This is a genomic window from Erwinia pyri (assembly GCF_030758455.1).
GTDB classification, from domain to species: domain Bacteria; phylum Pseudomonadota; class Gammaproteobacteria; order Enterobacterales; family Enterobacteriaceae; genus Erwinia; species Erwinia pyri.
In genome coordinates this window covers 123,009-136,710 of record NZ_CP132354.1, presented here as the reverse complement: position 1 = coordinate 136,710, position 13,702 = coordinate 123,009, and the positions used below count along the sequence as shown (strand labels likewise).

Sequence of the window (13,702 nt, the reverse complement as noted above, 5' to 3'; positions counted from 1 at the left end):
CAGACTCAGTTAATTTTAATCAATGCCTGGCTGACCAAGCCAGGCTAACAGAATGCTTTCGATTCAGAAGTTAGTTTGCCGCTTTACAGTCAGCATCGCGGATATTTTCACCGCGGATGATTTTTCCATAGATTTCCGCACTGAGTTTTGGTGTACGCTTCTGGGTATAATAGTCCACGTATATCATGCCAAAGCGGCTTTTATAGCCACTCAACCATTCCAGATTGTCATGACTGGACCAGACGTGATAACCCTGTACATTAGCGCCCCTTGCAATCGACTCCTTCATTGCATGGATGTGGTCTACCAGATACAGGCAGCGGTTTACATCGTTCACTTTTCCATTCGTCAACTGATCTTCACCCTCAAACCCTGCACCATTTTCTGTAATGATGACCGGTGGATTGCCGTACTCATCACGCACGCGCTCAAGCAGGGCGGAAAACTGATCGGGTCTTACTGCGCCATTGAAGGCGAGCTTTTCATTTTTCGGGAAGATTATTTCGGGCGAATAGACTTCTGAAGCATTTTTCTGATGGCGAATAAAGAAAGGTGCATAGTAATTAATGCCCAGAAAACCCAAGCCCGCATCATGAATGCGTTCTGCATCTCCGGGCTGGACGTCAATATTCAGGTGTCGGTCTGCTGCCAGCTTGAGTACATCGGCCGGATAGCTTCCTTTGTACATGGCATCAAGGAACCAGCGATTAAGAATGCCGTCAACAAGTCTGGCATCAGCTTTGTCTTCATCCGATGCGTTCTCTGTCGTCAGTACCGGGAAAAATGGCAGAGCAATTCCTAGCCGGCCTTTGTAGCCTTTTACTTTAAAACTCTCCGCTGCTGCTGCGGAGGCCAGCAGAATATGGTTATAGGACTTCAGGGAAGTTTCGAGATAGGGACCAGCAGGAACAATAGGAGGGAGTGTAAGCTCCTCACCTTTCAGCCGCTTCTCGGCCATGATTTTTGTTGCAACTTCAACGGTTGGTTCATTAATCAGTACAAACTGGTCAACCTGATCGGAGAAGTTAGCAAAGATAACCTCAGCATAACGTTGAAACCATTCCACCGACTCCCGGTTTTCCCATCCTCCCGCAGCAGACAGCGACTCAGGCATATCCCAGTGGTACAGAGTTACCAGAGGCTTTATTCCAGCAGCCTCTAAGTCGGTAATGAACTGCCGATAGTGCGCAACCGCACTCAGATTTACGGGCCCCTGCCCGTCCGGGATAATACGTGTCCAGGCGATAGAGAAGCGGTAGCTGTTCAGCCCGAGCTCTTTAAACAGCTGGATATCTTTTAGGTACTGATCACGGTCGTAAAAGTTTATAGCAACGCTCCCCGATATGCCGGGGCCGGCCAGGTGCTTCTCATCAAGATAGTAATCCCATACAGACCGGCCTTTACCGTCTTTATTTGTTGCTCCCTCAACCTGATAGGCAGCAGAAGCTGCCCCCCACAGAAAATTATCAGGAACGTCAGCTGCAGTGGCCATGTTCATCACTGCAGTCATACCTAACGCCAGCATTCCGTTTTTCATCGCTTACTCCTCTTTTGACATAATCAGGCTAACGAAAAATTTTATGATGTCCCGACGGGTAAAACCGGGACGGGCATCATGTATAGCAGCAATATATCATCAACAGATGATATATTGCGTGAGCGTTTTCTTTTTTACGGGTTTGCCTGCATACATCGCCGGTCTCTTTGAGACGCCACCTGCTAAAAGCATGGCGCACTTATGCGACAGGTCAGTGGTTCAGGAATGTTCAGAGACAACGAACAGACGTATAGCCTCATCAGCAATATCAGAGGAAAGAGAGGTGGATTGAGGGGCATCCGGATCGATCAGACCTGGAGTGATCAAAGGCAACGAAATTGCTGAAATCATTAATGCAAAAGTCAGCGAGGGTTGATTACTTCTGATGATGCCTTTCTCCATCGCCAGTCTGATGACGGGCAGACAGCTGTCACGAAACGGCGTAACCAGATGCAGGAGAAGGTATTCAAGCCGTTCGTCGCCCCTCGCCGCCTCGTTCAGCAGCAGCGAGGGAAACTCTGGAATTTCCACGCTGATAGCGGTCAGGTGGCGGATAAACCGGCGAAACCCTTCAGCTGGATTGATACTGAACGAGTGTTCAATTGCACTGATTTCTTCAAGATGATGCCGTTGCTTATCCAGCAGATGTTCAAGAACCGCATTCCAGAGATCGGATTTTGAACCGAAAAGGCGCGCCACCAGAGCCATATCCACACCGGCTTCAGCTGCGATTTTTCGTAAAGATGTACCGTCATAACCATTTTGTGAAAAAAAACGTGTAGCTACGGGAAGAAGCGCATCCCGCCCTGATACTGCCCCGCCGGGGCGGCGACCCCGTACTGAAGGTCTGCTTTCTTGTGAGCTCATGTGATTCCGTTTTTGATAAGCACCGGACCAGGCCGGTGCTTTTTACTGATCAAAATACCATGCCCATTTTACTCACAACCGGGATCTGAAGGTAACTGTCATATTTTCCACCAAAATGAATGATATGCCGGCCTGCATTCCGGCTCACCGGGGTAGCTACCTGCTGTTCACTGACAAATGGCAGAAGCGTTGACGCCGGACCGCCGAGGGAAATACGTTTAATTTTCTCACCTGGCATAAAGGTTCCTCCGGAAGCTGGCAGTTCAATGACGGCAGAGCCAAACCCCATGTCAATACTTGTGGGTATTGGGCGGTGTGCGGCAATGGTCAGCACCAGTTTTTCACCTGCATGATAAAGCATGCTCATCGGCCAGATACCTATTTCCACAGGTACAATCTCCCCAGCGTGCAGCTTCTCTTCACGGGTGTGCGTGTGGAATGGCTCTGTTTCAGTTGACAGCTTGGGATCAAGCGCGCGCTGGGAAACCCTCAGTAGACCGGATGCGACCACCGGTCCTTTCACGCCTTCTCCCAGCAGACGTTCAAACGGTTTTCCGTCTTTACTTCGTTTCTCAACGCCAACCTCAAGCTCCATATCATCAGCCCCCTGGGCTTCAACCCAGAGCTTCAGTTTCATGTAGCCTGTGAGCTCTGTATCCTGCGTGAAGGTAAAGTGAAGCTCCGTTTTTCCTTCACCGGAAACGTCATAGGACAGAGACGCCGGTATGTTCTGACCCAGAGGGCTGAGCTGCGCGCCGGAAGTAATAAACATTTTTTTCAGCTGAGTATGGGGCAGTGGCCAGCTGTCTTCAGTCCGGTCAACAATATCTGTACCGCCGTCATCCAGGACGCAGATACGCACGCGAGGGGTGTTTTCCCAGCCATTGTTATGGCCCTTGAGATAATGGTCAAAAAATGCCAGAAGCTCCTGCGAATAGGCGGGCGTATAAAAATCCAGCCATTCGTTTGTGTTATTAACCCGCAGCCATTTTTCTTCTGAAGCTATCTGACGGTAACCGGCAAACGATCCGTGGGTATGAGCGTGATTGGTATAGCTTGCGACAACGTACGCCGGGATGCTGATACGCTCAAGCCTTGCCTTTTTGTCTTCCCAGTAGGCATCCATCAGCTGTTTTTCCACTATCATCCGGGGCTGATCTTCGACAAGGTTCTCACCGGCGAAAGATTTCAGTATGACTTCAGGAAATGCTGGCGCAGGTATTCCTCCACGATTGCCCGTCTCTCTGAAATGATCGACAAACCCTTCCCAGGGCGCGATAGCCGTGAGATGAGGAGGCTGCTCGGCTGCAATAAACCACTGCGAGACGGCAAGCCAGGAGTTTCCTGCCATCCCCACTTTTCCACTTGACCAGGACTGCTGCGCGGCCCATTCAATAAAATCATAACCGTCTTCAGCCAGCTGCCGTCCCCAGTAAGAGATATGACCTTCAGATTTATAAGCCCCACGTGGATCTGGATTCAGAATAACGTATCCTTCGTTGACCCAGAAAGCCGGATCGGGGCCTTCAAACTTCTGAAGTTCTGAGACCCACTCCAGCGGCACGCCGGAGCGCTCGTGTATATCATCCAGCCACTGACCGCCTATCTCTTTTCCATAGGGACTCCATGCTACCAGGGCCGGGTATTTCCCTTCCGCTACCGGGCGGAATACATCCGTATAAATGGTTGTACCGTCACGCATTTTAAGCGCAACGTCCCGCTCAAAAATGATGTCACAGGGCAGTGGTTTTGCCCCCTCACGCCGGATGGTCCCTTTTTTTAGCAGAGTCGTGCCGGGAGAAAATCCGGGATAGCGAGCGCGGGGAGCATTAAGAGGCAGCGGACGCCGATACCAGACAGAATAAGCGCTGTCGCCATAAATTTTTGTATTTTGCACGATACGATTCCCGTTTGTACTGCCGCTCTGAGCAAATGCCAGTCGCGGCATCATCATATGTGTAACGGCCATTCCCACTGCACCCGCCAGTAGCGAGCGTCGTGAAACTTCCGGGCCAGCTGGTTTCACTTTATTCATCACACCCTCTTTAAATCATCAATTGATGATTTAATTCTAAAGCGGATCGTTTACAAGTCAATCTGCTTGTTGCCGGACCACGATCCATGCCGCATTTTGTGCAAAAAAAGCCAGCTTCCGCTGGCCTGACTTGTTAAATCTCTATGACAATTTTACCCGTATGCTTACCGGCAAGCTGATGCCGGAATGCGTCCTGCAGCTCCCCGAGCGGCAAAACTTTATCAATAACGGGACGTACATCAGAGGCTTCAAAAGCGCGGATCATCTCTTTCTGATGCTCACGGCTTCCAACGGTGATGCCCCGGACGGTTAGCTGCTTGCTCATTATTGCCGCCGTAGGGACTTCTCCGGCAATGCCGGTAAATACGCCAATAAGCGTAATCCGGCCGCCTATGCGCGCTGCGGCAATTGACTGAGCCAGCGTGCCGGGGCCGCCAATTTCAATTACATGATCAACCCCCCGTCCACCGGTGAGCTCGAAGATTTTTTTACCCCAATGCGGCTCTTTACGATAATTAACTACACCGGCAACACCCTGATCACGCAGCCAGGCCATTTTTTCTTCAGAGGAAGACGTGCCCCAGACCCGGGCTCCGGTCATTTTTGCTAGCTGCAGGGCAAAAACGGATACGCCCCCGGTGCCCAGGATAAGAACATCTTCCCCCGGGCGCAGATCGCCTTCGGTAATCAAAGCCCGCCAGGCCGTCAGTGCTGCGGTAGGGAGCGTTGACGCCTCGGCATGCGTCCATCCTGCGGGGGAATGCGTGAAGAAACGGGCGGGACGGACAACGTATTCCGTGGCATATCCATCAATGCCGTCTCCGGGCGTTCGGCTGAAACCGGCGAGTGGGCACTCTCCTTTGTCCCAGTCCGGAAAAAATGTTGATACCACCGCATCCCCGGGTTGAAAATCTGTGACGCCTTCTCCGACGCTTTCGACGGTTCCAGCGCCGTCAGACATCAGGATACGACCCGCCTGCGCGGGCAGGGTACCCGCAGCGACGTTGTAATCGTGAAAGTTAAGCGAGACATTATGAATGCGGACGCGTATTTCACCTTTGCATGGCTGGCCCGGATCGGTAACGTCTGTAAAGGCGATATTATCTACGCCCGCTTCATTGCCAAGGAGTACAGCTTTCATCGTGAAGGTTTTCCCCGTATCCGATAGAGTAAACTATGACTTTAGCCCTCTTTAACGTCCAGGATAAGTACCTACAAAAATGTCTGTATTCTCTGAACCTGCTGATGTAAAAAAAAATGTGCTGTCGACCCGGTTACGTAACGGAGAAACATTTGATGCGACGTGTCCTTCCAGAAGGCTGCTCAGTCACCTGACAAGCCGGTGGGGAACCCTGACGCTGATAACCCTCATGGATGGTACTCATCGTTTTGGAGAGCTGAAACGTAAAATGGGCGGAATTACCGACAGAATGTTGATAAAAACGCTGCAGGAACTCGAAAGCGCGTCCCTGGTCCACAGAAAGGTTTATCCCGTTTTACCGCCTCATACTGAATATGCGCTCACCGCTCCGGGACGTGAGGCGGCGGCACATATTGAAAGGCTGACCGACTGGATCAGTAACCACATTGACGGCACATGAAGCCGGACGGTGAATTATGTATTGGATGCGACTCTGGCCGGCGCGCGAAATTTTATAAACAATGAAAATAACGCACCGATTACCGCAGCGGATAAAAATACGGTTGAAGTGGTACCCGGAAGATAAGCCATGAACGCGGACAAAAACTGCCCAAGAAAGATAGCCATTGATAGCCGTGCCAGATTTCTTCCACGCACAGCGTTACTGCTGAGCTCGACAATAAGGTGATTTACCAGGGGAACGGAAAAACCGAATCCCAGTCCCAGTGCGATTCCCCCGGGGATCAGGAAAGGCATGGAAGACGCAAAAGCAAAGATCAGATGAGCAAGCGCGTAAAAGCCGAAAGCAATGGATAAGGTTGAAAAATCACTGTAACGGCTTACCAGCTTCGGCATCAGCCAGGCTCCACAGACGGCAACCAGAGAAACAAATGAGAGAAAATATCCCGTCTGAGACTCGGTGTTTCCCATTTTATGCAGGTGCAGGGGTAAGACAACAATGGCGGTAAAGAAGACAATCATGGACATCAGCGCGGCTGCCCAGGTCATCAGAACGGCTGGTGAAGTGGTACCCTGGCTGACATCCATTTTAATCTGTTCAGACTCCGCTCTGTTGTCAGGTCGCGGAACAAACATCAGTACCATCAGCAGCATCAGCCAGGCAAATAAATAGAGCGCGAACGGCCAGCGCCACCCTGCAGCGGCAAGTAACCCGCCGATAAACAGGAATATGACGCCGCCCAGCTCAATCGACATACCCTGCCGCGCAATCATCTTCATACGTTCTGGCCCATTATAAAATACTGAAATCAGACCCGTTCCTGCAGTCATGATCAGCGCCGTCGCCCCTCCCAGCAGGAAGCGATCGGCAAAGACTGTAATGTAACCGGAAAGAAATGCACCGGCTGAACCTAACAAGCCGTACAGGAAAAGCCCGAGGCACAGTGCCCTGTAAAGCCCCGCCCGCTCGATGAATTTACCGGCAAGCGGTCCAAGCAGCACCACTCCCAGAGACGGTAGGGTAACAAGCCAGCTCTCTGCACCTTTCACGTTCAGCGCATCAGAAATACTGGTCAGTCCCGGCACGATTACGCATCCCACCATAATTGTCAGGCAGGCCACGGCCAGAAGCGTAACCCCCCCAATTTTATTTATCTGTAACATAAATTGCTCCATAATGACCGATATTCGGACGATAGCGTCCGCCATTCGGATATAGTATTCTGACTTCTATCCGATGATGTCAATGCGCAAAATGTAAGTTGAAAGTAAGGAGTCTCCATGCCGGCCAAATCTGCTGATTCGGGTACAAGTGTTATCGTTCGGGCAGCTCTGCTGCTGCGGACGCTTGAAGAACATCCTCGCGGGCTGACGATCGCCGCTTTGTCGCGTTATACCGGAATGCCGCGTACGACGGTACACCGGCTGGTCAGTTCACTGGAGGCTGAAGAACTTTTACTGAGTGCGGCAGGTTTTATCCGGCTGGGTCCTGCGCTGACAAGACTTGCGGCTTCAGCGCATACGGATGTGGTTGCTCTGGCGCGTACGCCTATGGAAATGCTGGGGCGCCGGACGCGGGAAACCGTCGATCTCAGCGTTATGCGTGGTGCCCATGCGCTGCTCATCAGTCAGTATGCTTCCGATCAGGAGTTGCGTGTCATTTCACCGGTTGGAACCGCTTTCCCTAGCCACTGTACCGCTCCGGGAAAAGCGCTGCTTGCCCGTCTGGAAGACGAGCAGATAGTATCGTTTTATAGCCATACACCTGAAATCAGGACGCAAAAATCATTAAGCAGCGTGGAAGATATTCTTGCTGAAGTCGCCAAAGTGCGAAAGGCGGGACATGCAGTAGATTATCAAGAACATGCGCAGGGTGTATGCGGCCTCAGCGTTCATATACAGTCTTCCCTGAGCGAGTTGTATGCTGTCTCCGTTGCCGTGCCGTCCCTGCGGTTTGAGGAAAAAAAGGAGTTTCTCATCGTATCTCTGATGAAATGCAAAGCGGAAATTGAAGCTATGATTTCAGGCTGATTATTTTATATAAGAGTGTCAGTAACGTCCGCTTCTGACACATAGCCGCCAGGCTAAGCACGTATCAAATGCGTCATCATTTCAAAGTCGCCGACTGATAAATCGACTTTGAAATCATTGAGCTGATGAGTAGCTTTGGTTTTCGATTCCGCATTCATTACTTTTTTAATTTCTGTAAGAATCAGCAAAGAGATCAGATCCCGGCTTCGCGAATATCATGCGCGTTAATGGCACCGATAACCCGTCCGGCATCAGATGTCACGGGTGCTGCGGATATCTTCCGCTCCTGGAAAAAAGCCAACGCTTCGGCTGCATGCTGACCCGCTGAGAGGGCAAAACCAGGCGAGGTCATCGCATCCTGCACCGGCGCGCTGAGCGTGCCGCCTTTAAGCAGCCAGCGGCGCAGATCGCCGTCTGTAAAAATACCTGACAGCCTGTGCCCTTCGTCCGTTACGGCAACAAGACCCAGCCCGGTACGCGTCAGTTCAAACAGTGCGTCATGTACGGTGGCAGTCATGGTCACCAGCGGGATTTTCGTTTCCGTACGCATAATGTCGCTGACCCGGCACAGAAGACGCGTGCCGAGGCTCCCCGCCGGATGAGTCCGGGCATAATCATGCTCGCTGAAATTGCGTGCCCGCATCAGTGCGATAGCCATGGCATCACCCATAATCAGTGTGTTCACTGCAGAGGAGGTTGGCGCAAGGCCAAGCGGGCAGGCTTCCTTTTCCACGTGAATACTGATGCAGTAATCAGCTGCCTCACCCAGCGGCGAAGCGCTGTTACCGGTGAACGCAATAACGCTGACCGGAAGCGCCTTCAGGAGCGGCATCATCCGGCGAAACTCTGCGGCGTGTCCTGAATATGAAATCAGAACCACGACATCCCCTGACGTAATCATGCCGAGGTCGCCGTGCAGCGCCTCGGCGGGATGAACATAGAACGCCGGCGTACCGGTGCTGGCAAGCGTCGCTGCAATTTTTCGGCCCACATGGCCCGACTTTCCGATGCCACTGACGATAACCTTACCGCTGCAGGCATGAATACAACGGCAGGCCTGCAGGAAATCATCGTCCAGGCGTTGTGTCAGGCTGGCCGCCTCGAGCAGTTCTGTTTCAATTGTCTCGCGGGCCGCGTTGAGTATCAGCTCTTTCATCGGTCACTCTTCTCCAGCAATCAGAACCTCAATACCTTTTTCCTGTAGCTGCGCCAGAACGTCATCGCTAATGTCGCTGTCAGTGATAAGCACATCGACGGCATCAAGACTGCACACCACGTTGGGACTGCGCCGGCCGAATTTGGAAGAGTCGACGAGCAGGACGATTTTTTTTGCGGCATTACACATTGCCTGGCTCACGGCAAAGACTTCATTAAACGTCGTTACGCCAGCATTCATATCGACACCGTCAGCTCCGATAAAGAGCGTATCGAAGCCGAACTGGCTGAAAGCCGACTCGGCAAGACTCCCATGAAAAGATGCTGAAGTACGGCGATAGGTGCCACCTGGCATGAGAATAACCTGATCGTTATCCAGTTCATTCAGCTCAACGACAATGCTCAGGCTGTTGGTCATCACGGTAATATTATTGAATTTCGCAAGGTGCGGCACCATCTGCAAAACCGTACTGCCCGCATCGAATATCAGGGAATCCCCCTCACTGATAAGCGATGCGGCGCGCGCGGCGATGCGTTTTTTCTTTTCCGTGTTGATGAGCGTTTTTCTGTCGATAGGCTGGTCTCCTTCATCGCGGTTAAGCATCACGCCCCCGTACGTCCGGATCACCGCCCCTTCCTGTTGAAGTCGGGTCAGATCCTTTCGGATGGTGGTGCCGGTCGTATTAAAGTGGGCAATAAGCGCTTCCACTGACGTACGCCCGTTCTGCTGCAGGTATTCAAGAATTTGCGCCTGACGTTGTATCGGTTTCATAGAGAGCTCCTTTTCTGTTTCAGAATACCCTTCGCATCCCGTACGAAATGACCATTGATGCAAAAGAGTATCTTTCAGAATGAAAGCTATCATCTTTTATTTGAAATCGCTAACGCCAGGGCTTCACTTAGCGCTTTGTTCGCAGGAAATATGACTTCAGGCCGGATTTCGCTCAGCAATTTGTCGTTCAGGTTGTCTTCGGTATAAGGCCGCGCAAAAACCGTGAGTCCCTTCATCACAAAATTCCCGGTAATTTTTCCATCATCACTGACGGCCATCGCCAGTACCACACGGGGTTTAAAGCGCCCTGCCGAACGGCCAATGCACACCCACCCGCTGTCGGAAAGCGACGCAAGCGCCCGGTTAAAACGGTTTATCTGCAGCCAGCCCAGTGCTATTTGTGTCGTCCACGCCAGGGCGGCCACACATATCAGCGAATTCACAGGATCCATACTTCCTCCTCCTGAAGCCGACAGCCAGCGCTGCCGGCTTTCCTGTCAGAACATTACCTGTCCGCCGGTAACGTTAATGGACTGTCCGGTGCAGTAAGACGCCTTGTCGCTTGCATAGAACAGCAGTACGTTGAGCACATCTTCGTAGTCGCAGCCACGCTTCAGTGGGACCTTGTCGATATAGTGCTGTTCAACCTCGTCAGGGCGGATACCCAGCTTTTCCGCATACTGCGGCAGCAGCGACTGAAACATCGGGGACTTCAGCAGATTGCCCAGCATCAGCGAATGAACGGTGATGCCGTATTCGGCCAGGTCAAGCGCGAGCGACTGCGTCAGCCCGACGCCGCCAAACTTGGCCGCGCTGTAGCCGGAATTGTGTTTGCTGCCGACTTTGCCGGACTTTGAGTTGATCTGAATAATGCGGCCTTTGATCCCGTCCCTGATCATCAACTTTGAAAACTCGCGGGCGCAGAGGAAATATCCCACCAGATTCACCTGCAGTGACAGGTCAAAATCACTCAGTCCGAATTCCGTGATCGGCGCGGCTTTGGCAATGCCGGCGCTGTAAAGCAGCAGGTCAGCCCGGCCTAAATCTGCATCAACCTTACGGGCCAGCGCGATCACGCTCTCTTCATTTGTCGCATCTACCCGAAAGGCCAGCGCGCAGCCTGCGCCATGACGCTCATTGATTGCGCCTGCAACCTTCTTTGCATTGTCTTCATTAAGGTCGGCAACCGCCACCTTATAGCCGGCCTCAGCCAGCCCCTCGCACAGGTAAGCACCCAGCGTCTGGCCACCACCGATGACTACAGCAACCTGATCCATTTTCATCTCCTGATTATTCACTCAACATACGAAACTTCTGGCCCGGTTCAATTGACGCCGGCGCACTGCCTGCGACATGAACGGTGCCGGGAAACTCAGCCTGTCCGGCGCCATCAAACCGCACGGTGATATGACCGAGGTCGCGCAGGTTTTCACGGGCCACGCTGCCAACGGCCGTAACCGGGTATTCCTGTTCTCCAATAGTCAGCACGGAGCCGGCATCAAATGCACTACCGTCGTTCACGTCCGTACGGTGAATAAAGCAGTACTCCGCAATGTCCTGGGGAGCACCCTCCCCGAAGGTAATGATGAAGTTGTCTTCCAGGGACTCGTTCGCACAGGACCCGACAGAAATAAAGGTGGATTCATATACGGTTTTCATAACTGCTCCTGCACTTACTGATAGATAAACCCGGATGCGGCCCAGGCAAGAAGAACCGACGGCGCACCGGTAAGGAAGCGACCAACCAGCACGGAGGGTACGCCTACGCGGACCGTTTCCTGGCGGGCTTCAGCAATCGACAATCCGACGGGAATAAAGTCGCAGGCCGCCTGCGAGTTAATAGCAAACAACGCCGGCAGCGCGAGATAAGGCGGGATGGTCCCCTGCCCAATCTGTACGCCCACCAGTACGCCGATGACCTGTGCAATAACGGCACCGGGGCCGAGGAACGGTGAAAGCAACGGAAAAGAACAGATAAGCGCCAGCGTGACCAGCCCGACCGGGCTGTTGGCCAGTGGCGTCAGGCCGTGCGCGATAAAATCGCCCAGCCCGGAGGCCATGATGATCCCGATCAGGGCTGAGACAAACGCCATAAAGGGCAGAATGGTTTTCAGTACCGTATCGATGGTTTCGCGACCGGCCTGAAAGAAAACGGCAACCACTGACCCCATTCCCATGCCGACTTTCGCCAGAAGTCCGTCGCTCTGCTCGGTGATTTTTTTACTGGTGTCATAGTCGCGGCCTTTGCCTGCGGATGCAGGATCAGGCTGCTGTACAGGCACTGATGAAGACGCACCGTTACCGGCCTGAATGTCCTGCGGGTGTACCCCAGATACATAAATATCTTCCGTAATGTACTGCGCCAGCGGGCCAGATTTTCCGGTGGCATGAATGTTGATGGTGGGGATACGTCGCTTGGGATAAAGGCCGCAGCGCAGCGTACCGCCGCAGTCGATGACCGCCACGCCAATTTCTTCTACCGGTGGCTCGCCTTCTTTAAAGCCGTCAACGGCTTCCCAGCCCGTGACTTCGCTCAGACGGTCAACAATCGCCGGCCGGGTGCCTGCAGTGACGTAAACAATTTTTTTTCCGGGCGTAACGGTAATGTTGAGCGGGCCACCCCAGCCACTTTCGCCCTTTTTAACGGTAATGGTGTCAGTCATCTTTTACTCCGCTCTTATAAACGAACCTGACGGTCGAGTTGCACGCCCATCTTTTTCTCAAAGATGGTCGTGGTGAGATCGGTGACCCAGCCCCTGAAGAAATTTGTGACCATGCCGACCAGCAGATAACTGACAGCCAGCGGCCCCAGCGGCAGGCCAAGCGTTGTCAGGCCATTAGCTATGCCCAGATAGACAAACAGTTCGCCCGGGTTGATGTGCGGAAACAGCCCGTTCATAGAGTGACAGCTGTAGGAGGCGGCGGCGTAATAGCTCGGCTTGTATTTTTCCGGCATAAACCTGCCCAGGCTGTGCGTCATGGGATTACAGAAAACAAAGGTGCCGATAACCGGCAACAGCAGATAGCGTGACACCGGATTACCGGCGCAGCGCTGGGCCAGCGCCTCAATGCGGCGTTGCCCGACAAACACAATCAGAGCATTCATGACAACCAGCAGGCTGATAAGCAGCGGAAGAATGCCGGTCACCATGCCTGTAAAAACCTCCCCGCCTTTCTGAAAGAGCCCGATAAACCACTCGGCTCCGTGTGTGATGCTTTCAATCATTTTGAAACCCCTTCGCGTAGAGAACAGATTCACTTTCTTATTCACTGCGAGAACAAGGTAAATCGAAATGAGAACAATAAAAGCCGAATAGATCACAAAACACTTATAAAATCTTTCATTATGAAAGCACAAATGAAAGCTTAAAGCTTTCATTTGTTTATCGGAAAATAATGAGGGGGGTTACCGGAGGAGTGATAGAGGCAGCAAAGGTTTTGTGCCTTGAGATACCTTTTGCGGGGTAGGTATTACCTAACGGAGTGGTATGTTGAAAGTTATGAAGCTGGCTGTCGCACTGCAGTCAGAAGCGAAAGATTTAATATTTTTCCCTAATTAACCCACTGTTTAAAAATGATTTTTAATAAAGAGTGGGTATGTGTCATGAGCATGATTTATTGACAAGCCACCAAATGAGCTATCAGTTCACTGCCTCAGACTGATGAGTCGACTTTAAATTCATATAGCCGTGCAGCAGATTGATA

14 protein-coding genes are annotated in these 13,702 nt (G+C 52.2%); 2 read left to right on the top strand and 12 right to left on the bottom strand.

Features of this window, described 5'->3' with window-relative positions:
• Positions 1-70: 70 nt before the first annotated feature.
• From Q3V30_RS22110 to Q3V30_RS22095, 4 genes are all read right to left on the bottom strand, one after another.
• Positions 71-1,537 (bottom strand): glycoside hydrolase family 1 protein, encoded by a 1,467-nt coding sequence (locus tag Q3V30_RS22110; RefSeq protein ID WP_306213432.1) that lies wholly within the window; start codon positions 1,535-1,537, stop codon positions 71-73.
• A 219-nt stretch (positions 1,538-1,756) separates the two neighbouring features.
• Positions 1,757-2,404 carry a TetR/AcrR family transcriptional regulator gene (locus Q3V30_RS22105; RefSeq protein WP_133824184.1) on the bottom strand — a complete coding sequence of 216 codons (648 nt, stop codon included), beginning with the start codon at positions 2,402-2,404 and terminating at the stop codon, positions 1,757-1,759.
• Between the two features lie 49 nt (positions 2,405-2,453).
• Complete coding sequence (locus Q3V30_RS22100) at positions 2,454-4,439, bottom strand: CocE/NonD family hydrolase (protein ID WP_306213429.1); 1,986 nt, start codon at positions 4,437-4,439, stop codon at positions 2,454-2,456.
• Between the two features lie 133 nt (positions 4,440-4,572).
• Positions 4,573-5,580, bottom strand: coding sequence for a zinc-dependent alcohol dehydrogenase family protein (locus Q3V30_RS22095; RefSeq protein ID WP_306213427.1), 1,008 nt, complete (start codon positions 5,578-5,580; stop codon positions 4,573-4,575).
• 79 nt (positions 5,581-5,659) lie between these two features.
• Here Q3V30_RS22095 and Q3V30_RS22090 point away from each other — a divergent pair, with 79 nt between their 5' ends.
• On the top strand, positions 5,660-6,040 hold the full coding sequence (locus Q3V30_RS22090) for a winged helix-turn-helix transcriptional regulator (RefSeq protein WP_306213425.1): 381 nt from the start codon (positions 5,660-5,662) through the stop codon (positions 6,038-6,040).
• 14 nt (positions 6,041-6,054) lie between these two features.
• Here the strand turns inward: Q3V30_RS22090 and Q3V30_RS22085 are convergent, their stop codons facing one another.
• On the bottom strand, positions 6,055-7,203 hold the full coding sequence (locus Q3V30_RS22085) for an MFS transporter (RefSeq protein ID WP_306213544.1): 1,149 nt from the start codon (positions 7,201-7,203) through the stop codon (positions 6,055-6,057).
• A gap of 117 nt (positions 7,204-7,320) precedes the next feature.
• Here Q3V30_RS22085 and Q3V30_RS22080 point away from each other — a divergent pair, with 117 nt between their 5' ends.
• On the top strand, positions 7,321-8,070 hold the full coding sequence (locus tag Q3V30_RS22080; protein WP_187514471.1) for an IclR family transcriptional regulator: 750 nt from the start codon (positions 7,321-7,323) through the stop codon (positions 8,068-8,070).
• A gap of 193 nt (positions 8,071-8,263) precedes the next feature.
• Here the strand turns inward: Q3V30_RS22080 and Q3V30_RS22075 are convergent, their stop codons facing one another.
• The 7 genes from Q3V30_RS22075 to srlA all read right to left on the bottom strand — a co-directional run bounded on the left by Q3V30_RS22075 (position 8,264) and on the right by srlA (position 13,223).
• The gene (locus Q3V30_RS22075) at positions 8,264-9,226 is read right to left on the bottom strand and encodes a KpsF/GutQ family sugar-phosphate isomerase (RefSeq protein WP_306213421.1); all 963 of its coding nucleotides are present in this window, start codon (positions 9,224-9,226) and stop codon (positions 8,264-8,266) included.
• A gap of 3 nt (positions 9,227-9,229) precedes the next feature.
• Entirely contained in the window at positions 9,230-9,997 is a 768-nt protein-coding gene (gene srlR / locus Q3V30_RS22070) for a glucitol operon DNA-binding transcriptional repressor SrlR (RefSeq protein WP_306213420.1), read from the bottom strand.
• Between the two features lie 89 nt (positions 9,998-10,086).
• Positions 10,087-10,449, bottom strand: a complete 363-nt coding sequence (gene gutM / locus Q3V30_RS22065) for a transcriptional regulator GutM (RefSeq protein ID WP_306213418.1) — start codon at positions 10,447-10,449, stop codon at positions 10,087-10,089.
• A gap of 45 nt (positions 10,450-10,494) precedes the next feature.
• Positions 10,495-11,274, bottom strand: coding sequence for a sorbitol-6-phosphate dehydrogenase (gene srlD / locus Q3V30_RS22060; protein ID WP_306213416.1), 780 nt, complete (start codon positions 11,272-11,274; stop codon positions 10,495-10,497).
• 13 nt (positions 11,275-11,287) lie between these two features.
• On the bottom strand, positions 11,288-11,656 hold the full coding sequence (locus Q3V30_RS22055) for a PTS glucitol/sorbitol transporter subunit IIA (protein ID WP_306213414.1): 369 nt from the start codon (positions 11,654-11,656) through the stop codon (positions 11,288-11,290).
• A gap of 14 nt (positions 11,657-11,670) precedes the next feature.
• Positions 11,671-12,660, bottom strand: coding sequence for a PTS glucitol/sorbitol transporter subunit IIB (srlE, locus tag Q3V30_RS22050; protein WP_306213412.1), 990 nt, complete (start codon positions 12,658-12,660; stop codon positions 11,671-11,673).
• A 14-nt stretch (positions 12,661-12,674) separates the two neighbouring features.
• Positions 12,675-13,223 (bottom strand): PTS glucitol/sorbitol transporter subunit IIC, encoded by a 549-nt coding sequence (srlA, locus tag Q3V30_RS22045; RefSeq protein ID WP_306213411.1) that lies wholly within the window; start codon positions 13,221-13,223, stop codon positions 12,675-12,677.
• Positions 13,224-13,702 lie beyond the last annotated feature (479 nt).

Excerpts from the sequence above, each read along its gene's own strand:
- Q3V30_RS22110 (WP_306213432.1), bottom strand. The coding sequence starts at position 1,537 with ATGAAAAACGGAATGCTGGCGTTAGGTATGACTGCAGTGATGAACATG.
- Q3V30_RS22105 (WP_133824184.1), bottom strand. The coding sequence starts at position 2,404 with ATGAGCTCACAAGAAAGCAGACCTTCAGTACGGGGTCGCCGCCCCGGC.
- Q3V30_RS22100 (WP_306213429.1), bottom strand. The coding sequence starts at position 4,439 with ATGAATAAAGTGAAACCAGCTGGCCCGGAAGTTTCACGACGCTCGCTA.
- Q3V30_RS22095 (WP_306213427.1), bottom strand. The coding sequence starts at position 5,580 with ATGAAAGCTGTACTCCTTGGCAATGAAGCGGGCGTAGATAATATCGCC.
- Q3V30_RS22090 (WP_306213425.1), top strand. The coding sequence starts at position 5,660 with ATGTCTGTATTCTCTGAACCTGCTGATGTAAAAAAAAATGTGCTGTCG.
- Q3V30_RS22085 (WP_306213544.1), bottom strand. The coding sequence starts at position 7,203 with ATGTTACAGATAAATAAAATTGGGGGGGTTACGCTTCTGGCCGTGGCC.
- Q3V30_RS22080 (WP_187514471.1), top strand. The coding sequence starts at position 7,321 with ATGCCGGCCAAATCTGCTGATTCGGGTACAAGTGTTATCGTTCGGGCA.
- Q3V30_RS22075 (WP_306213421.1), bottom strand. The coding sequence starts at position 9,226 with ATGAAAGAGCTGATACTCAACGCGGCCCGCGAGACAATTGAAACAGAA.
- srlR (WP_306213420.1), bottom strand. The coding sequence starts at position 9,997 with ATGAAACCGATACAACGTCAGGCGCAAATTCTTGAATACCTGCAGCAG.
- gutM (WP_306213418.1), bottom strand. The coding sequence starts at position 10,449 with ATGGATCCTGTGAATTCGCTGATATGTGTGGCCGCCCTGGCGTGGACG.
- srlD (WP_306213416.1), bottom strand. The coding sequence starts at position 11,274 with ATGGATCAGGTTGCTGTAGTCATCGGTGGTGGCCAGACGCTGGGTGCT.
- Q3V30_RS22055 (WP_306213414.1), bottom strand. The coding sequence starts at position 11,656 with ATGAAAACCGTATATGAATCCACCTTTATTTCTGTCGGGTCCTGTGCG.
- srlE (WP_306213412.1), bottom strand. The coding sequence starts at position 12,660 with ATGACTGACACCATTACCGTTAAAAAGGGCGAAAGTGGCTGGGGTGGC.
- srlA (WP_306213411.1), bottom strand. The coding sequence starts at position 13,223 with ATGATTGAAAGCATCACACACGGAGCCGAGTGGTTTATCGGGCTCTTT.